Annotated in this window: 13 protein-coding genes and 3 pseudogenes; all 16 read left to right on the top strand. The window is 39.2% G+C overall.

Annotation, left to right across the window (positions count from 1 at the left end; all coding sequences use genetic code 11):
• Nucleotides 1-143: 143 nt before the first annotated feature.
• The 16 genes and pseudogenes from MLC44_RS11375 (at nucleotide 144) to MLC44_RS11300 (ending at nucleotide 19,979) form a co-directional block, all read left to right on the top strand.
• Nucleotides 144-533: an NAD(P)H-quinone oxidoreductase subunit 3 gene (locus MLC44_RS11375; protein ID WP_151899551.1), complete on the top strand. Its 390-nt coding sequence runs from the start codon at nucleotides 144-146 to the stop codon at nucleotides 531-533.
• A complete protein-coding gene (locus MLC44_RS11370) occupies nucleotides 515-1,024 on the top strand; it encodes a NuoB/complex I 20 kDa subunit family protein (RefSeq protein WP_346389619.1) in 510 nt (169 codons plus the stop codon). The genes MLC44_RS11375 and MLC44_RS11370 overlap by 19 nt, the downstream gene beginning before the upstream one ends.
• A 1-nt stretch (nucleotide 1,025) precedes the next feature.
• Entirely contained in the window at nucleotides 1,026-1,832 is an 807-nt protein-coding gene (locus MLC44_RS11365) for an NADH-quinone oxidoreductase subunit C (protein WP_434657399.1), read from the top strand.
• A 13-nt stretch (nucleotides 1,833-1,845) separates the two neighbouring features.
• The gene (gene nuoD, locus MLC44_RS11360) at nucleotides 1,846-3,087 is read left to right on the top strand and encodes an NADH dehydrogenase (quinone) subunit D (protein ID WP_151899554.1); all 1,242 of its coding nucleotides are present in this window, start codon (nucleotides 1,846-1,848) and stop codon (nucleotides 3,085-3,087) included.
• Nucleotides 3,087-3,311, top strand: a complete 225-nt coding sequence (locus MLC44_RS11355) for an NADH-ubiquinone oxidoreductase subunit E family protein (protein WP_151899555.1) — start codon at nucleotides 3,087-3,089, stop codon at nucleotides 3,309-3,311. Before nuoD ends, MLC44_RS11355 begins: the two co-directional genes overlap by 1 nt.
• A gap of 9 nt (nucleotides 3,312-3,320) precedes the next feature.
• Entirely contained in the window at nucleotides 3,321-5,357 is a 2,037-nt protein-coding gene (locus MLC44_RS11350; protein ID WP_434657396.1) for an FAD-dependent oxidoreductase, read from the top strand.
• A 12-nt stretch (nucleotides 5,358-5,369) separates the two neighbouring features.
• Nucleotides 5,370-7,613, top strand: a complete 2,244-nt coding sequence (locus MLC44_RS11345; RefSeq protein WP_346389616.1) for an NADH-quinone oxidoreductase subunit G — start codon at nucleotides 5,370-5,372, stop codon at nucleotides 7,611-7,613.
• A pseudogene (locus MLC44_RS11340) lies at nucleotides 7,613-10,096 on the top strand (NADH-quinone oxidoreductase subunit G). The gene MLC44_RS11345 and the pseudogene MLC44_RS11340 overlap by 1 nt, the downstream one beginning before the upstream one ends.
• 3 nt (nucleotides 10,097-10,099) lie before the next feature.
• A complete protein-coding gene (gene nuoH / locus MLC44_RS11335) occupies nucleotides 10,100-11,089 on the top strand; it encodes an NADH-quinone oxidoreductase subunit NuoH (RefSeq protein ID WP_151899559.1) in 990 nt (329 codons plus the stop codon).
• A gap of 11 nt (nucleotides 11,090-11,100) precedes the next feature.
• On the top strand, nucleotides 11,101-11,718 hold the full coding sequence (nuoI, locus tag MLC44_RS11330; protein ID WP_151899560.1) for an NADH-quinone oxidoreductase subunit NuoI: 618 nt from the start codon (nucleotides 11,101-11,103) through the stop codon (nucleotides 11,716-11,718).
• A gap of 12 nt (nucleotides 11,719-11,730) precedes the next feature.
• The gene (locus tag MLC44_RS11325; RefSeq protein WP_151899561.1) at nucleotides 11,731-12,297 is read left to right on the top strand and encodes an NADH-quinone oxidoreductase subunit J; all 567 of its coding nucleotides are present in this window, start codon (nucleotides 11,731-11,733) and stop codon (nucleotides 12,295-12,297) included.
• A complete protein-coding gene (nuoK, locus tag MLC44_RS11320) occupies nucleotides 12,294-12,602 on the top strand; it encodes an NADH-quinone oxidoreductase subunit NuoK (protein ID WP_151899562.1) in 309 nt (102 codons plus the stop codon). Before MLC44_RS11325 ends, nuoK begins: the two co-directional genes overlap by 4 nt.
• A 3-nt stretch (nucleotides 12,603-12,605) precedes the next feature.
• Entirely contained in the window at nucleotides 12,606-14,525 is a 1,920-nt protein-coding gene (gene nuoL / locus MLC44_RS11315) for an NADH-quinone oxidoreductase subunit L (RefSeq protein ID WP_151899563.1), read from the top strand.
• A gap of 3 nt (nucleotides 14,526-14,528) precedes the next feature.
• Nucleotides 14,529-16,088 (top strand): NADH-quinone oxidoreductase subunit M, encoded by a 1,560-nt coding sequence (locus MLC44_RS11310; RefSeq protein WP_434657393.1) that lies wholly within the window; start codon nucleotides 14,529-14,531, stop codon nucleotides 16,086-16,088.
• A pseudogene (gene nuoN / locus MLC44_RS11305) lies at nucleotides 16,088-17,593 on the top strand (NADH-quinone oxidoreductase subunit NuoN). The gene MLC44_RS11310 and the pseudogene nuoN overlap by 1 nt, the downstream one beginning before the upstream one ends.
• Before the next feature lie 32 nt (nucleotides 17,594-17,625).
• Nucleotides 17,626-19,979, top strand: a pseudogene (locus MLC44_RS11300) (tetratricopeptide repeat protein).

The following is a 19,979-nucleotide window of genomic DNA, read 5'->3' as shown; positions in this document are numbered from 1 at the left end:
TTTGCTATAGTGCAGTAACTGTTTTTTCTAGTAACAAATGAAAATAGGTTTGCAACAAAAACCGTTTTTCATCGTTAGAAAACAAATATAAAAATCAGTTATATTTTTAATAAATATGACTTTTAAAATAAAAGGTAGGTTATATGGAGCATATAGTGACTTCAAATCCGTATTTTGGGGTATTTGTACTTTTTGTTATAACATTTGGTGCGTTTATTACAACGACTGTCGTCGCCCGATTGGCGAGTCGTGCATTGGCACGTAAAGACAGTGAAAAAATCAAACTTTCAGTGTATGAATGTGGACCTGAAATTACTAAGCAGCCAAACAGGGTATCACCGCAGTTTTATCTGTTTGCATTGCTTTTTTTGCTTTTTGATGTGGAAATAGTATTTATGTTCCCTTGGGCAGTAGATTTTAAAGTGCTTGGTTGGTTCGGTTTTGCTGAAATGATAATGTTTATATTGTTATTGGCAATAGGTTTTGTATATGCATGGAAAAAAGGAGCGCTGGAATGGCACAACATAAAGTAAATTATACACAGGACGGTGGTTTACCGATAGCACTGACAAGTGTGGATAAAATTGTAAACTGGGGACGTTCTAATTCTCTTTGGGCATTAACATACGGTCTTGCATGTTGCGGTATTGAAATGATGGCATCAGGTGCTTCACGATTTGACTTTGACCGTTACGGAACAATTTTCCGTGCGAGTCCCCGTCAGGCGGATGTTATGATAGTTGCCGGTACACTTACCAAAAAGCATGCAGAGTTCATCAAACGTCTGTATGACCAGATGACAGAACCGAGATGGGTTATCTCTATGGGTTCATGTGCAAATACAGGCGGAATGTTCAATACCTATGCGACAGTGCAGGGATGTGACAGAATTATTCCGGTTGATCTGTATCTTCCCGGTTGCGCACCACGTCCTGAAACACTGCAGTACGGTGTAATGTTGTTACAAAAGAAAATTCGTGCAAACAAAGCGGGAAATGCACAAAAAGCAAAGAGGTTACTGTAATATGAGAGCGTATAAACCTAAAGACAATATACAGGCAAAGGCATACTATACAGACAGATTTTATGTAGCGCCACAGGTACCGAAAACAGCGGTAGAAGAAGATGAGGTTTTTGCTGCAGATTTAGAGGCGATTCAAGCAAAATTTGAAGTGAAAGAGGCCTATATTCAAGTGGAACAAATGGTCGTATACATCAATGCGCATGATATTTACGGCGTGCTTGAATTGATGCGCGATGAGTTGGAATATACACAGCTTTCAGAAATGTCTGCTATTGACTGGCTGGCAAAAGATGATACATTCGAAATTTTTTATCAAATGCTTTCCATGACAAAGCGCAAACGTATCCGTGTGAAATATTTTATTAAAAACGGAGAGGCTGTTGACAGTGTTGAAAAGCTTTTTAGAAGTGCTGACTGGAGTGAACGTGAAATGTTTGATATGTTTGGCATTGAAGCGAACAACCATCCGTTTATGAAAAGAATTTTAATGCCGTATGACTGGGAAGGCTACCCTCTTTTAAAAACATATCCTCTTGAAGGGGATGAATTTGCAGCATGGTATGAAGTAGATAAAATCTATGGAAAAGAAGCACGTGACATCATAGGCCCTGAACTTCGCGATACTGCAAGAGTGGACAGATATGATTCTGAGCGTTTTGCACGTCTTGGGCATGAAGTTCCAAAAGGTACAAAAATTACCGGTGACGAGCCGGCAGTTACGCATTCGTATCAGGAAGAAGGCGGCGTTTTCCTCATCAAAAAACTTGATAAAGAGTCATCAGTAGTTATTGATGATCCGCAAAGATAAGGTGGTATAAAATATGGCACAGGTAAAAAACAGATTAACACCGTTTTTTGAAAATATAACATTTGACAGAGATGACAATGAACTGATATTAAACTTTGGTCCACAGCATCCGTCTGCTCACGGGCAATTACGTTTAATGCTGCATCTGCAACAGGAACAGATTGTAAAAGCACACCCTGATATCGGGTATTTGCACCGCGGTATGGAAAAAATGGCTGAAAACATGATTTATAACGAGTTTATGCCGACGACAGACCGCATGGACTATATCGCATCATCTTCAAACAACTACGGATTTGCTCTGGCTGTTGAAAAACTTATCGGGCTTGAAGTCCCTCGCCGTGCAAAAGTTATCCGTATGCTGCTTTTGGAAATCAACCGTCTTATGTCTCACCTTTTCTGGCTGGCGACGACGGCACTTGACATCGGCGCTATGACGGTTTTTCTTTTTGCTTTCCGTGAAAGAGAATACCTGATGGATATTATTGAAGGCTATTGTGGTGCACGTTTGACACATGCAGCAATTCGTATAGGTGGAGTCCCTCTCGATCTGCAGGATGGATTTTTACACCAGCTCAGAGTATTTTTAAATAAACTGCCGCAGAATATCAAAGATTATGAAGACCTTTTGGACTCTAACCGTATTTGGCTGATGAGAATGGAAGAGGTGGGCGTGATTTCTACAGAGATGGCACTTTCATGGGGCTGTACAGGTCCAATGCTCAGAGCTTCAGGTGTTGCATGGGATATTCGTAAAGAAGAGCCGTATGAACTTTATGATGAAGTGGAGTTTGATGTTCCTTTTTCAGACAAAGGTGACAACTTTGCCCGCTACCGTATTTATATGGAAGAGATGCGTCAAAGTGCGAAGATTCTGTACCAATGTATAGAAATGTATGAAAAATGTGAAAAAGACGGTCAGACTGACTTGATGGCACATGCACCGAAGTATATTTCGGCACCGAAAATCGACATAATGACACAAAACTACTCATTAATGCAGCATTTCGTTCTTGTAACACAGGGAATGAGACCGCCGGTCGGTGAAGTGTATGTTCCGACAGAATCACCAAAAGGTGAGCTTGGATTCTACATCAATTCCCAAGGCGGTCCGTATCCGTACAGACTGAAACTGCGTGCGCCTTCATTCTGGCATACAGGAATCTTAACCGACCTTTTACCGGGTCACTATATTCCGGATGTTGTATCAATTATTGGTACTACGAACATAGTTTTCGGGGAGGTTGACAGATAATGAAACGATATGATTTAAGACATTTAAAAGATAATTTTGAACCTCGTATGAAAGAGATTTTAGAAGAAAAACACAAACCGACGGAGACGTTGATATTTCTTTTTGAAATAGGAGATTTTTCTCCGATCCAAAGAAGTGCTGATTTGGTAAAAGAGTGTGGGTATGAACTGTATAACTCATTAAAATTTAACGAAGTCGACTGGACTATCGTAGTGAAAAAATAGGGATTGAATGTGAGCAAAGTATATTTTTCTACTTGGAATGGTGAGCTTGTTAACAATATCGGCAAACCACAAGAAGAGTGGGAAGAATCAGCTTATAACTTACCGGCACAATATGATGATCACCGTGATTCAAAAGCTTTTATCGGCTGGGACGGTGTTTCGTTGTTTCATGAGGATGTGGATGTTATTCGTTTAGCGATGGAATATGCTGCACAGTATCAAGTCTATTCAGAAGCATGCGGAAGATGTGCTCCTGGAAGATGGGGTGGCCGTATTTTATATGACCAGCTTGATAAAATTGCTCGTGGTGAAGGTGAATTGGCTGATTTGGACCACTTAAAAGAGATTGGTAAAAGTATGCAGATAACATCCAAGTGTGAGATTGGGAAAACAGTTCCAAATCCTATTTTGGACTTAATGACGCATTTCGAAGATACATTTCTGGAGTGTATCAATGAAAAGAAAAAATCAAAACATTATGATGAAAAAATCGGCTATATAGCAAAAATAACAGCACCGTGTACGGATGCCTGTCCTGCGCATGTTGATATACCCGGATATATTGAAGGTGTCAGAGACTTGCGTTTTGACGATTCCCTGGAAGCAACACGCCAGACAATGCCGCTTGCACATACCTGTGGACGTGTCTGTCCGCATCCGTGTGAAGATGCCTGTCGAAGAACCAATCTTGATGAGCCTATTTCAATTATGGCACTCAAACGCCTTGGTGCAGACTGGGAAACAGACCATGAATATGAGTTTTTTCACCCGATGGAGAAGAAGCCGCCGATTGACAAAAAAGTTGCTGTTATCGGTGCAGGTCCTGCGGGACTGACGACTGCGTATTATCTTGCTGCAGAAGGCATAAAAGTCGATGTATATGAGGATCTCCCTGTTTTAGGCGGTGAAGTGGCTGTGGGTGTTCCTGAGTACCGTATGCCGGTTGACAAATACAATCAGGATATAGAATGTGTCCGCGATATGGGTGTGAACTTTATCACAAATTCGAGAATCAGTGCCGACGATATGCGCAGATTTGAAAAAGAGTATGATGCAACGATGGTGGCTGTAGGGACAAGAATCTCCAAAAAAGTCCGTTGTGAAAATGAAAGACCAGAGATTAAGGGTTACTGGGGCGCTATTGATTTTCTTGACCGTGTGAATCTGTATGAAAAATACGGCATCACCATTCCTAAAGAGGTGCAGGAAGAGAATTTGCTTACTACAGACTATGTGGACCTGACAGGCAAAACCGTGGTCTGCGTGGGCGGCGGATTTACTTCAATGGATGTTGTGCGTTGTGCAATTCGGGCCAATGCCAAAAAAGTCTATATGATTTACCGTCGTGATGAAAAAACGATTATTCGCAATACAACCTATGAAGAGTACCATGAAGCGGTTGAAGAGGGTGTCGAGTTTCTTTTTCACTCCGCTGTAAACAAAATTACGACAGATGAAAATGACATTTTACGAGAACTTCTGATTGACAAGTTTGAGCTTGTTCCTGATCCAAACGGCGGACGTGCACAGCTTGTAAAAATAGAGGGTGAATCCTATACCATTGAAGCAGACTATCTGATTCCTGCTGTTTCTCAGTCGGCTGATTTGGATTTACTGCCTGAAGAGTGGGACATTGAGATGACTTCATGGGCGACTATTAAGACAAACGGCAAAGACTATATGACATCACGCAAAGGTATTTTTGCCGCAGGTGACTGTGAATACGGTCCTATGACGATTGTCAATGCGGTCGGTCAAGCCAAACGTGCGGCTTCTGTTATGGCCCGATATGTACAGACCGGTGAAGTAAGCTTGACTGATGATGAGATTATGGAAGATCATCTTGTTAAACTGAAAGTTTATGATAAAAAAGAGAAAGTTACCGGCTGGTTGCCGGGTCTTCCTCGTGAGCACTCTTCTGTTTTGGATGTTGAAGTGAGAAAGCATAATAATGCGGAAGTAAATCTTGGTTTCACACAGGAACAGGCTTTAAGTGAAGCTGAGAGATGTATGCGTTGTTATTATATAGCAATGGTACAGGCATAAGGGGAGTCGTAAATGAGTAAAATTATAAATTTTAAAATTGACGGCAAAGATGTTACAGCAGTAAAAGGGGAGACAATTCTTCAGGCTGCGAGAAAAAATGATATCTATATTCCTACTATGTGTTATATTTCAAAAACGACACCCTGTGCATCATGCCGTATCTGTTCTGTCGAGGTAGAAGGTGTAGATGGGCTTGTTCTCTCCTGTAACACACCTCCGACAGAGGGTATTGAAGTCAGAACAAACTCTGCCGAGCTTGAGCTTGAACGTACAAATATCATGAAACTCTATGATGTAAATCATCCATTGGAGTGTGGTGTTTGTGACAAATCCGGAGAATGTGATCTGCAAAATATGACTTTGGAGTTTGGCGTAGCACAACAGGAATTTTCTGCAAAAGATCAACTCAGAAAAGTGGAACACTGGGGACTGATTAATTATGACCCAGCATTATGTATTATGTGCGAAAAATGTGTACATGTATGTAATGAAGTTATAGGCGATGATGCTATTGAAGTAAAATTCGGCGGATACTCTTCTGTGATTATCCCAAAAAATGCGGATACACTGGATTGTACTTTTTGTGGTGAATGTATTGCAGTCTGTCCGGTCGGTGCTTTGGTAAGCAGTGATTTCCAGTACTCTGCAAATGCATGGGAACTCTCCCGTATTCCTTCAACATGTGCCCACTGTTCTGCCGGTTGTGCTTTGGAATATGAAACACGCCACGTCGGTATCAACGGTGAAGATTCTATTTACAGAGTGAAAAACAATTATGAATTCAATTCATTATGTGGAGCAGGGCGTTTCGGATTTGATTTTGAAAATCGCGCCTCTAAAGACGAAGAAGCATTTAACAAGGCAGTTGAAGCGATTCAAAATGCAAATGCTATACGCTTTTCTTCAATTATTACAAATGAAGAGGCACATATTTTACAGCTTTTAAAAGAGAAACTTGGGATAAAACTTTTTAATGAGGACGCAAGACTGTATGCTGAATTTATGAAATCTTATTCTTCAGTAAGCGGTAAACTGCATCACAGTGCTTCGATGGATGCCGTCAAACAGGCCGATGCGATTATTATTATCGGCACACGTCTGGCGACGGATAATCCGATGGTACGCTATGCTGTGCGAACAGCATCCCAGCATAATGGTGCAAAAATAGTATATGCGCATCCGCTTGAAGATGCGCTTATGAAAAATACCGCTACACAGTTTATGAAATATGAAGTGGGTACAGAAGAGGGTGTCATGGCACTTTTGGCAAATGAGCTTCTTCAAAACAGTGATGTGGACGAACAAACCAGATCATTTTTAGATGATTTGGATTTGGGCTACCTTGAAGCTGAAAGCAATGTGGGCGATGATGAACTTAAATTAATGACGAAGTCATTCAAGCGGGCACAAAAGCATGTACTTATCATCGGAAGTGATGTATTTGCACATAAGCGTGCAAAAAATATTGCGAAACTTGCAGCTTTGATTGAAAAATATACTGAATTTTCATTACTGATTATTCCTGCAGAAGTAAATACTGCAGGGGTTGCCCTTACATGTAAACTCGACACTGATGAAAATATAGGCAACATTGTTGCTTATAATGCAGAAGGTGACTTTATAATGTCATCTTTAAAAGATTCAGATTTAGCGATGCCGGCACTTAATCAAGTGGAAGGAACAGTTGTCAATGTTGACAATCAGGTACTTCCGTTGAATGTGGCACTTCCTTTTGAAGGATATACTTTGAATGATATAGCAAATGCTCTTGGTCTGAAAAAAGAAAATACTATTGACTATACAAAAGAGCTCGACACATCAAAAGGTTTTAAAGCAATTGCTTTTGATGATTTGGAGAATTTTTTAACACCTTACGGTGAAGACAAAAGGGGCTATATTTTAGATGAAGTTGTCTGTGAAGCAGATTCAGAAGTAGCACCGATTGAAGAGTTGCCTGAGTTTAACGGAAGTGTAATTTATAATTGTAACCCTGTTTTGCAGTTTAATGCGTTTACAAATAAAACACATCAGTTGGAAAAAGACACAACATTAAGAGGCTCGGCTCAGTTTGCGGCAGCTGCAAAGATTGCAGATGGTGATGTAGTTGAAATAAGCTTTGCATCAAGAACAATACAAAGAGTTTTTAAACAAGATGAAGAACTAAAAGGAACTATAGCACTCAATCCTACCTTCGATTTAGGTCAGGATTTTAGCAGATATAGATTTGAAAAATCCAAAATAGCGAGAGTAATATAATGAGTGAAATTACCATAAACATTGACGGAAAAGATGTTCAGACAAAAGAGGGTGAGTATTTGTTAAATGCTGCCCGTGCAAATGACATATTTATTCCTGCAATATGTTATTTAACAAGATGCAGCCCGACTCTAGCCTGTCGTATATGTCTTGTTGAAGCAAATGGAAAACAGGTATATGCCTGTAATGCAAAAGCAAAAGAGGGAATGCAGGTAGTAACATCGACTGAGTCTATAGAAAAAGAGCGCAGAATCATCATGGAAGTATACGATGTGAACCATCCGCTTCAGTGTGGTGTATGTGACCAGTCAGGTGAGTGTGAACTGCAAAATTATACACTTGAGATGGGTGTTGATTCACAACATTATTCCATTAAAGATGTAGACAGAAGTTCTCATGACTGGGGACATTTACACTATGATCCGGGCCTTTGTATCGTGTGTGAACGTTGTGTTACTGCCTGTAAGGATATGATAGGTGACAATTCACTTAAAACAATTCCGCGCGGTTCTGATCCTATCAATGCAGATTATAAAGAGAGTATGCCAAAAGACGCATATGCAATGTGGAACAAACTCAACAAGTCTGTCATTGGTTTGACAAACGGAACTGATGTTCTTGACTGTACCTCATGCGGCGAATGTGCAGCAGTCTGTCCGGTCGGAGCACTTGTTGATACAGTTTATGTATAAGTCCAATGCCTGGGAGTTAAAACAGGTTCCTGCAACCTGTGGACACTGTTCTGCGGGATGTCAGATAACTTATGATCTGAAACATACAAGTATTGACAATCCTGAAGATAAAATATACCGTGTTATGAACGAATGGAACTATGTTTCACTTTGTGGTGCAGGCCGTTACGGATTTGATTATCAAAATGCCGGTGTTACAAAAGACGAGACTGCATTTGCAAATGCAGTAGAGGCCTTTAAAAAGGCAGATACAATAGCTTTTACATCTACAATTACCAATGAAGAAGCCTACCTGCTTCAAAAAATGAAAGAAAAATTCGGATACAGACTTGTCAATCCGGAAGCAAAAGCATTTCAGGATTTTTTAAACAATTATGCACAAATCAGTGGACATAAACTCTATAAAGGCGATCTGGAAAAAGTGCATAGTACAAACTTTATAGTCTCTGTCGGTTCGGCACTCAAAACTGACAATCCAAATGCACGCTATGCATTAAATAATTCGTTGACAGTAAAAAAAGGCGCAGGAATTTATTTTCATCCTGTAAAAGATCCGATTATCGAGGGTATAGGGAAGTCTATCATGACAGTTGCCCATGCTCCTCTTCAAGAAGAAGCAGCATTATATCTTCTGCTTGATCTTTTTGCAGACAAATCAAAAGTGCCTTCTGATATTGTGGACTACCTTGCTTCTTTTCATTCACAAAAAACCGTTACAGTTGAAGAAGTTGTGAAAGAAAAAGTTGTGGAACTTGTCAAAGAGACAAAAGTCAATGAAGAAACAGGGGAAGAAGAAGAAATTGAAGTAGAAAAAACCAAAATGGTTTCTACAAAGATTGCAAAAGAAATAGAGGTTGATGATAACAGACTCTTGGAAATACTTGGTCTTGATGATAGTTTTATGCAAACACTTGAAAAGAACCTGAAGAAAAAAGAGACTTTTGCGCTTATGGTTGGACCAGATTTGTATATGCATCCAAATGCAAAAAACCTGGCTCGTCTGGTTGCTTTGCTGGAAAAATACTCAGCTTTTGAAGTTACCATGATTCCAACACTTACAAACTCATTGGGTGTAGCGCTGATCTGTGACCTTGATGATGGAAAGGCTCTTATACGGTTGCGTACAATACTGATGGCGATTTTGTACTCTCCGGGCTTGGCGACGGTGATTTGGATATGCCGGCGATCAATCAGCAGGAAGGAACATTGACATCTGTAAACAAACGTGTCAACCCTACAAATGCGGCTATCGGATATGAGGGATATGAATTAAACGATATTGCAAAAGCGCTTGATTTTGAAGCAGAAAATATTATAGATTACACTGTAGAACTTCCTGTTGCGAGAGGATTTAAAGCAGAAGAATTCGATAACCTGCCAAATCATTATGAAAATGACGGTACAGAAGTAAGAGGTTATGTGTTAGAAAATGTAGCAGTAGAGGCCAGTGAAGATGAAAGTGTAGAAAAATTCAGTGAAGATAAGTTAGAAGGGTGTATAATCTATTTAGCAAATCCTGTAAGACAGTTTACGGAATTTACCTACAAGACAACAAATCTTGACGAAGTAAGCGGTATTTACATGAGTGAAGAGTATTTATCCAAAACTGATTACAATGAGGGTGATACAGTCACAGTGAAAACTAAAAAAGGTGAACTGACTGCAAAAGTTGTGTGTGACAATAAAATTGCAGGTGATATAGTGGTTTTACCTACATTTGATAAAAAATTAAACTCAGAAGCACTCTTTGACGGCTACCGTTTTAGTACAGCTTCAATCCAAAAGGGGTAATATATGGATACAGCATATTTAATTGAAACGATTATAAAAGTCGTTGTAATTCTACTTATATTTTCTGCATTGGCAGGTATCGGTACATATTTTGAGCGGAAGATACTTGCATTTATGCAACGTCGTTTAGGGCCGATGTATGTCGGACCATACGGGTTGTTGCAGGTGGCAGCAGACGGTATAAAACTTTTTACAAAAGAAGATATTATTCCTACAAACGTAGTGGGTCCGGTATTTAAAATTGCACCTGTAATTACTGCGGCAACTGCATTTATGGCAGCAGCAGCGATTCCGTTTTTTCCACAATTCACAGTGTTCGGTTATACAGTACATCCTATTGTAGCTGATTTGAATATCGGTATTTTGTATATTCTGGGTGTAATGGCAGTCGGACTTTACGGACCTTTGCTTGGCGGTATGGCTTCGGCAAATAAATTTTCCCTGCTTTCAGCAGCGCGTACGGCAGCTGTTTTCATCTCTTATGAAGTTGTCAGCGGTTTAGCTATTCTGGCACCTATTATGATGGTAGGTTCTTTGTCTCTGATTGATTTTAACAATTATCAGGCAGGCGGTATCAGTGACTGGATTATATGGTCCCAGCCTGTAGCCTTTGTTTTATTTTGGATCGCGGCTTTTGCTGAAACCGGACGTACGCCGTTTCACCTGATAGCAAATGACCATGAAATTATTGACGGTTTTGGAACAGAGTACTCTGGAATGAGATGGGGTCTTTTCTTCATTGGCGAGTATGCAAATATGTTCTTTATCTCCTTTGTGATTCCTCTTATCTTTTTAGGCGGATACGGTGACGGAAGTATGCTTGGCGCATTGGGGCTGATAGGAAAAGTGGCATTTTTCTTTTTCTTCTTTTTGTGGACAAGAGCTGCCTGGCCGGATGTAAGACCGGATCAGTTGATGTGGTTGTGTTGGAAAGTACTAATGCCATTGGCCGTGATTAATGTTGTAATCACCGGCTTTGTGATGATGTTTTAAGGGGATAATGAATGAAAATGGAACAATTTAATGATAGAAATGTAGCTGACAACGGTTACTTTTTAGTTGATATTGAAGATTATCCTACTGATGGTTGGGGTAAATTTAAACGTGTCGTAAAAAGAACTTTCAGAGCCGAACTTTTTGTAGGTTTATGGGTAGTGCTTCGTGAAATGATCAAATTTGATATTCATACGGTACAGTATCCGCAGGAGAAACTGCCTATAGGTCCTCGTTATCGTGCCGTGCATGAAATGAAAAGACTTTGGGAAAGTGATGCTGAACGTTGTATCGGATGTGGACTTTGTGAAAAAATCTGTATATCTGACTGTATTCGTATGGATACAAAGATAGATGAGAATTCACGAAAAGAAGTAACCGAATATACAATTAATTTAGGGCGTTGTATTTTTTGCGGTTACTGTGCGGAAGTTTGTCCTGAACTTGCTATTACTCATGGCGGAGAGTATGAACAGGCATCAGAACAGCGTGAGCATTTTGTTGACTATGCGTATATGTTGACGCCACTTGACAAAATGAAAGCCGGAACTCAAATGGAGTTTGAAGGTTTTGGTGCGATTACACCACATGAAGATGAGCGTGTTAAAAAAACACCTCTAGCATATTAAGGAGTTTGGATTATGTTTGAAGCGGTAGCATTTTACTTGTTTGCATTTCTGACGATAACGATGTTTTTCATCACAGTAACAACATCACAGGCGTTATATGCATTAAGTGCATTGGCAGCGGGAATGATTTTCATATCAGCATTTTTCTTTATTCTGGGTGCTGATTTTTTAGGTGCAGTGCAAATAATTGTTTACACTGGTGCAGTAATGGCTTTATATGCTTTTGGTATGATGTTTTTTGACACGACAAGAGAAGTTAAAGAGAAACAGGGGAACAAATACATCATTGTCGGACTCTCAACACTGGCAGCAGTTCTGGTAGTTGTTATTTTTGCAGCGCCGATGGTATCTGAAAATATTGTTGCTCTTTATCCGGCAATTGAAGGAGTAGGCAATACTCAAGAAGTAGGACTGATTTTATTTACAAAATATCTAGTACCATTTGAAGTGGCTGCAATTATGCTGCTTGTTGCAATGGTAGCAGGTATCGTCCTAGCAGGGAAGAAAATGGATCTTTCAATTACACTGATGAATGATGCTGAAATTGAAGAACAAAATAACACAAAGGTACTTTCATGATGGAAATAGGTTTAAATCATTATCTTGTTTTATCTACTATTTTATTTGCTATTGGTTTAGTAGGTGTTATGCGTAGAAAAAACCTTCTTTTACTGTTTTTTGCAACCGAAATACTCTTAAATGCAGTTAATGTTGCTTTTGCAGCAATTTCGCATTATTATGGCGATTTGACTGGTCAGATGTTTGCATTTTTCGTAATTGCTATTGCAGCTTCAGAAGTTGCAGTCGGTCTTGGACTTCTGATAGTATGGTATAAACGCCACAGTTCAATTGACTTAGATGCGTTAACAGCGATGAAAGGATAAAGAATGGAAAAATATTTATACATAGCACTCTTTGCTCCGCTTGTAAGTTCTTTGTTTTCAGCGTTGTTTACAGCGACACCAAAGAAACTGTTTACGGGTATTGTTGCCAGTCTTATGATATTGACATCATTTGCAGCAAGTACAGTCCTGTTGATTTATATACTCAAAGGCGGAGAGCCTGTACATGTAGAGATGATGACATGGATGGCAACCGGAGATCTTTACATTCCTTTTGGTTTTGTTGTTGATCAGATTTCGGTAACTATGATGATGGTTGTTACCTTGGTTTCAACTATCGTACATATTTACTCTATCGGTTATATGGATCACGACAAAGGTTTTAACCGTTTCTTCGCATGGCTGTCAGCATTTGTGTTTTCAATGATGGTTCTTGTCATGAGTGACAACTTCGCAGGACTTTTTATAGGCTGGGAAGGCGTTGGTCTGTGTTCATGGGGTCTTATCGGTTTTTGGTATCATAAACAAATTGCCACATGGGCAGCCAATGAAGCGTTTATCATGAACCGTATCGCCGACCTTGGTATGCTTATCGGTATCTTTTTAGTCTATTGGAATACAGGTACACTGCAGTATGATGAAGCATTTGCCGTTATGCCATTGCTGGATACTGCCACATTGACATGGATAGGTATATTTTTATTTATCGGTGCAATGGGTAAATCAGCACAGTTTCCTCTGCATACATGGCTTGCAGATGCGATGGAAGGGCCTACTCCTGTATCGGCTCTTATTCACGCGGCAACAATGGTTACAGCGGGTGTTTATCTTGTAGTGCGTTCGAATGAGCTTTACAGTTTGATTCCTCATGTCGGATTGTTTATTGCTTCACTTGGTGCATTTGTGGCATTGTTTGCAGCTTCTATGGCCCTTGTGAATCGTGACATGAAGAGAATTATTGCCTACTCTACACTTTCTCAGTTAGGGTATATGTTTGCCGCAGCTGGTCTTGGCGCTTACTGGGTTGCACTTTTTCACTTGATGGCACATGCGTTCTTTAAAGCACTGTTGTTCCTTGGTGCGGGAAATGTAATGCATGCGATGCATGATGAACTTGATCCGTTTAAGATGGGTGGACTGAAAAAAGTAATGAAGTGGACATGGATTATGATGACAATTGCCTCATTGGCTTTGGCGGGAATCTTTCCTTTTGCAGGATTCTTTTCCAAAGATACGATTCTTGAAGCGGCATTTGCTGAGCATCACTTTGTGATTTACGGGGTACTGCTCTTTACGGCAGGTCTGACAGCATTTTATTCATTTAGACTTGTGGCACTGATCTTTCACGGTGAAGAACGTTACAAGATATTTGGTATTCATCCGCATGAAGCCTATAGATTTATGCTGATTGCAATGAGTCCGTTGCTTATTCTTGCAATGATTGCCGGAATTTTCCAAGAACCGTTCTTTGGCATGATCGAAGAAATTTTACGTGCGCATGAGTATCATATCCATTCCCATACAACACTATGGATTATGTTGGTCGGTACGCAGCTTTTTGTAGCACTTGCTATTTTGTATGCATATAAAAAATATGCTTCATGGAGCAGTGTTCCGGATGGCACAAGTCCGATAGAAAATTCATTTATCTATAAACTGCTGTTTAATCAGTACTATATTCCGTATTTTTACGAAGAGTACCTTGTAAAACCGTACAGAGAGGCTTCTGAACTTTTCTGGACAAAAGTAGATATGAAAATTGTGGATGCTACTGTTGACGGGATTGCAGGTATTGTGTATGGTACCGGTAAGAAAACTAGGAAAATGCAAAGTGGTAACTTATCTACTATGCTTAAATGGATGGTAGCAGGTTTAGTTGGTCTGCTCTCACTCGCTGTGGTGTTTGGGCTTGCAGCAAGATATTCTGATGAGATTGTACTATTCTTATCAGCTCTAGGAGTTTAGTATATGTTAGATCATATTTTATCGTTATTAATTTTCTTTCCGGCACTCGCAGCCGTATTTGGTTTTATGATACAAAAAGAGAGTATGCGTGCATACGGTATCTCTGTCGCTGCTATAGAGTTTGCACTTTCGCTGTGGCTGTGGTATGTATTTGATGGCAATGTGTCCGGAATGCAGTTTATGGAGAGCCTGCCGCTTGTTCCTTCTTTTGGAATCAATTATATACTTGGAGTGGATGGTATATCTTTATTTATTATTATTCTTGCAGCTTTTTTTACTATGATAGGAATAGCCAGTTTAACAGATACGCCTAATGTAAAATATATGATTATTACATTGTTGTTTTTACAAATGACAATGGTCGGTGTTTTTGTGGCACTTGATGCAATAGTCTTTTACATTTTTTGGGAACTTTCGCTTGTACCTATGCTTTATATCATCGGTGCATGGGGCGGACCGTTGCGAATATATGCCTCTGTTAAATTTTTCCTGTATACTTTTACAGGTTCGCTTGTGATGCTTGTCGGTATGCTTTTTATGGCATATTTTTACTATCAGGCAACAGGTGTCTGGAGTTTCGCTATTTTAGACTGGTACAGACTGATTTTACCAGAGTCTTTCCAGCTTTGGCTTTTTGCAGCATTTTTTATCGGTTTTGCTATTAAAGTACCGATGTTTCCGTTTCACACATGGTTACCGTATGCGCACGGACAGGCACCGACTATCGGTTCTGTTATCCTTGCAGCAATTCTGTTAAAGATGGGAACATACGCGTTCATTCGTTTCTCTTTACCAATGTTTCCGGATGCTTCGGCATTTTTTATGGTTCCAATCGCAATCATCGCAATTATTATGATTGTGTATACTGCTATGGTTGCCTATGCGCAAAAAGACATCAAGCAGGTTGTTGCATATTCATCGATCTCGCATATGGGTGTTATTATTCTGGGAACATTCGCACTGAATGTGGAAGGTATCTCGGGTTCAATCTTTTTGATGATAGCACATGGTGTTGTTTCGGGAGCTCTGTTCCTGCTCGTAGGTGTTATTTATGACAGACGCCATACGAAGATGATGAGTGAATTTGGCGGCTTGGCACAGGTGATGCCAAGATATGCAACAATATTTGGTCTGATGTTAATGGCTTCTGTCGGAATGCCTCTTACAATCAACTTTGTAGGTGAGTTCTTGTCGCTTCTCGGATTTTACCAACAGTCTCACATTTTGACACTTTTAGCCGGAACAGCGATTATTGTCGGTGCCATCTATATGTTGGCAGCATACAAAAAAATGTTTTTTGGTGAGGTAACAAAAGAAGAGAATAAAAATCTTAAAGATGTCAATAAAAGAGAATGGGTTGCCCTCCTGCCACTTGGAGTAATTACCATATGGCTGGGTATATATCCCAAACCTGTGTTGGAACCGATTAACAACAGTGTGAAATCAATTGTACAGTTAATGCACAATAAAGCTACAACAGAATTAGGTAAAGAAAGAATTCCAAATTTAGTGAAACCTAAAGTTGTAATTATAGAAAAAACTATTATAGAGGAGGTTCACTAATGTTAGCGCCGATAAATATTTCAATGGAGTCGTTAAATGTAATGACTCTGGCGCCTATGCTGATACCGGTAGTAGGTGCATTGTTAATCTTAGTGATTGATGTTATCAAGGGTGGGCTTCACAAATCACTCTACGTCGTACTGAGCCTGCTCTTTTTGGCAATGGACTTTTTCTCTTTGCTTGATGCCTCAGAGATTTTTACCCAAAACGGTACAGTACTTGGTATGTTTGATGTAATGCTGATAGACGGTCTGGCTTTGTTGGCTCAGTTTATTATCGTTATAGCATCAATGCTCTTTATTCCGTTGGCTTTGACAAACAAACGCTTTCATGAGTTTTCCTATCCTGAGTTTTTTGCACTCTTTTTGTTTATGATTGCAGGTTTCCAGTTTATGGTTGCTACAGATAATCTGATCTTGATATTTGTCGGTTTGGAAACAGCATCTTTGGCATTGTACACGCTCATAGCTATGCATAACCGTGACAAATCTTTTGAAGCTGCTGTGAAATACTTTACAATGGGTGCCTTGGCCGCAGGTTTCTTCAGTTTCGGTGCCATGGTCTTTTATGCATTGACGGGTTCAGTAGAAATTAATAAAATTGCCTTGGTTCTTGCTGCAAACGGGTATGCTGACATTGGATATGTCCTTGTAGGTGTTTCGTTTTGCTGGCAGCCTTTGCTTTTAAATTATCACTTATTCCATTTCATACATGGGCTCCGGATGTGTATGAGGGATCTTCTGCACCAATGGCCGGTTATATGTCAATCGTACCAAAAATAGCTGCTTTTGTCGTGGCTATGAGATTCTTTGAATTTTTAGTCCACAGTGGCATTATATGGCTTGATATTGTTTTATATGCCTTTGTCATTATTACGATGACAGTGGCAAATATGTGGGCACTGTGCAAACAGATGTAAAACGTATGCTGGCATACAGTTCAATTTCGCATGCAGGTTTTGTGATGGCTGCTATTTTAATAGGAACGACACAGGCAAACAGCGCACTCTTTTTATACTGGGTTCTGTTTACATTCACAAACCTCGGGTCGTTCTCAATGCTATGGATCTCCCGTCAAAAAAGCTTACCGGAACATCAAATGTCAGACCACTCGTATGACAAATTTGCGGGGATGATTAAAACCGCACCGGTACCGGCAATGATTATGGGACTTTTTATGCTGAGTTTGGCAGGAATCCCTCCGTTTGCACTGTTTTGGGGTAAAATCTATCTGATCAGTTCTGCGGTAACAAGCGGTTATACAATCCTTGCACTTATATGGCACTAAACTCAGCAATAGCAGGGTATTACTATTTAAAACTTATTGTATACATGTTTATGAAAGAACCGGTTGTCGGTGCGAGCGGACAGATATATGTTGCCAATGCGACATTGGCGCTCAAAACTATTATCGGTATAGCAGCAGTAGGAACCATATTTGCTTTTGTTGCTATAAACCCGCTTCTAGAGTTTATTACAGCTTTTGTATATAACAGTGGATATTAATAGTCTAAAATCTTAAACAAGGGGGAGAAAATTTGCTAAAATGGATACTCCTGGCCTTTGTTCTTACAAATTCTTTTGCACTTGAAATTTCTATAGAGAGTGCAAAGGACAACTTCATAAAATACTCTACACTTGACATTCGAAACACTGAACGCTTTACATGTAAAGAATTAAAAACGATCTTGATACAGTTTTGGAAATTCAATGTATTTTTTTAAAAAGACCAGTGCGAAAACTCAAGCATATTCAAAATGATTTTTTTAAAGTAAATACAGTTTTTAAAGATGAAAAATTTATTGTTACAATCAAGCCCTTTTACAAAATAAAATTGATTCCGGAAATATTTGATCTCACAAAAGACAATGAAGTTTTTAATGCAAATGTAACATATTCAGACCATTGGAGTGTTCTAGGGTACAAAAAAACATTTCCTTTGTTTAAGCAGGAGGAAGCCTCTTCACTTGCATTGGATTTTCCTTTTTACCTTGACAAAGACAAACTGCCGTATGTAGGAAGTCTGGACCTGCAGGGAAACCCGGTATATATCAAAAATGTAGAAGATGTGAAAGAGTACTTGAAAATAAAAAAGTATTATAAACACAAAGAGTATGAAATGTGTCTTGAAAGTATAAATGACATATTGAATGATTATCCAAATACGCTTTTTAAAGCAGAGCTGCTCTATTATAAAATTAAAGTGTATGCAAAAATAAAAGACTGGGATAATGTAGTAAGTGTAGCAAAAGAGTTTTTAAGAGAATACTCTTCTGATGAGAATGTAGCAGAGGTCCTTTCCCTGGTAGCAAAAGCATATGCCAAACTCGGTGAAAATTCAAATGCTGACTACTTTTATGACCGATTGTTTACAGAACATCCAAAAAGTAAATTTACACAACTGGGATATATATACAAGGGAGAGATGCTTGAAGAGTCAGGTGGTACAAAACAAGCGCTAAAGTATTATAAAAAAGCATTGTATGAGACGAAAGATTTAGAGGTGGCAGCAAATGCCGCATACCATTTAGCCTCTTTGTATCTTTCTTACAAGCCAAAAGAGGCTTCGCAGTATGCGATGAAAATTATTCAGGCAGATCCTGGCTTTTTTATGGAAGATTTTAAAGCATCACAAAAGATGATGGAGGAATTTGCAAATCAGGGGTATTATAAAGTTGCTGCAGCTATAGCAGATACTCTGCTGCAGGAGATCGATGCCACATATGATGAATATGAAGAGTTGCTTAAAAACAAAGCTTTATGGCTTGCCCAAACAAAAGAGAAGAAAAAGGCTTTGGCCGCTCTCAATGAATATTTGAAAAAGTTTCCTGACGGAGACTATGTGGATGCTGTTCAGGTTGCCAAAGACGCACTCTTTTTTGAAGTTTCTGATTTAAATACAACAGCAAAACTGGCAGAATTTGACAAGCTTATTCAAGAGTATCAAAACGATACTATAGGCAAACGTGCACTGTATGAAAAAGCAAAATTACTTTTAAAAGAGGGAAAATACAAAGAGGTGCTCTCTTTAAAAAAATCCCTGGAATCTCTGGATGGGACAGAGTATAAAGATATCCAAAAAATTATACAGGATGCTGCTATCGGAGAGATGAAACAGTCTCTGCGTAAGAAAAACTGTAAACAGGTTTTAATCATATCAAATGAATATAACATTACGCTTTCGGATAAATGGGATGACGGTATATATGAATGTGCGATGAAAGGCGGAGATTTTCAGCTTTCAAAAAGTATAGCACGTAAAAATTTAAAGTCCAAAGATTTGGATAAGCGAAAAAAATGGCTTTTTCGCTACATAAAAGTTGATTTTGCTACGGGAAATTACAGTGATGTACTGGATGCAGCCAAAGATTTAATTACTTTGATAGAAGATGACAAAAATTCAAAATACAAAGAGGTTTACAGATATCTGTTTGATACATATGAACGATTAGAGCAAAAAGAGAAGATGATTGATGCAATGGCAAAAATCGAAGAAGTCTTTGGCCTCGACTATAAAGATATAGAACGTTATGTTGCAATGGTAACACTCGGAAACGAACGATATGATGACAATTTGATAATAAAATATGCAAAAAAAGTAATGCAGATACAGAACAAATCAAATTCCTATGCGCAGAGTCCTTATGTGGAATTTGCACTGTATCAGGCATATATGGATAAAAAAGAGTACAACAAGGCTTTGGAAGTTATAAAATCATTAGATAAACTGGGACTAAAGCCTACATTACGTGCGCGGCAAAAATATCTTTTAGGCAGTGTACTTGATAAACTATGGAGAGATGATGCAGCGAAAAAAGCATATAAGGAAGCAATAGCCGCTGACCCAAAATCTTCCTGGGCCAAACTGGCAAAAAGTGCATTGGAACTTTAA

The sequence above is a fragment of the Sulfurimonas sp. NW9 genome (assembly GCF_051132275.1).
Classification (GTDB): Bacteria; Campylobacterota; Campylobacteria; order Campylobacterales; family Sulfurimonadaceae; genus Sulfurimonas; species Sulfurimonas hydrogeniphila.
The sequence above is the reverse complement of the archived record's forward strand: the minus strand, read 5'-3'. Positions and strand labels throughout refer to the sequence as shown.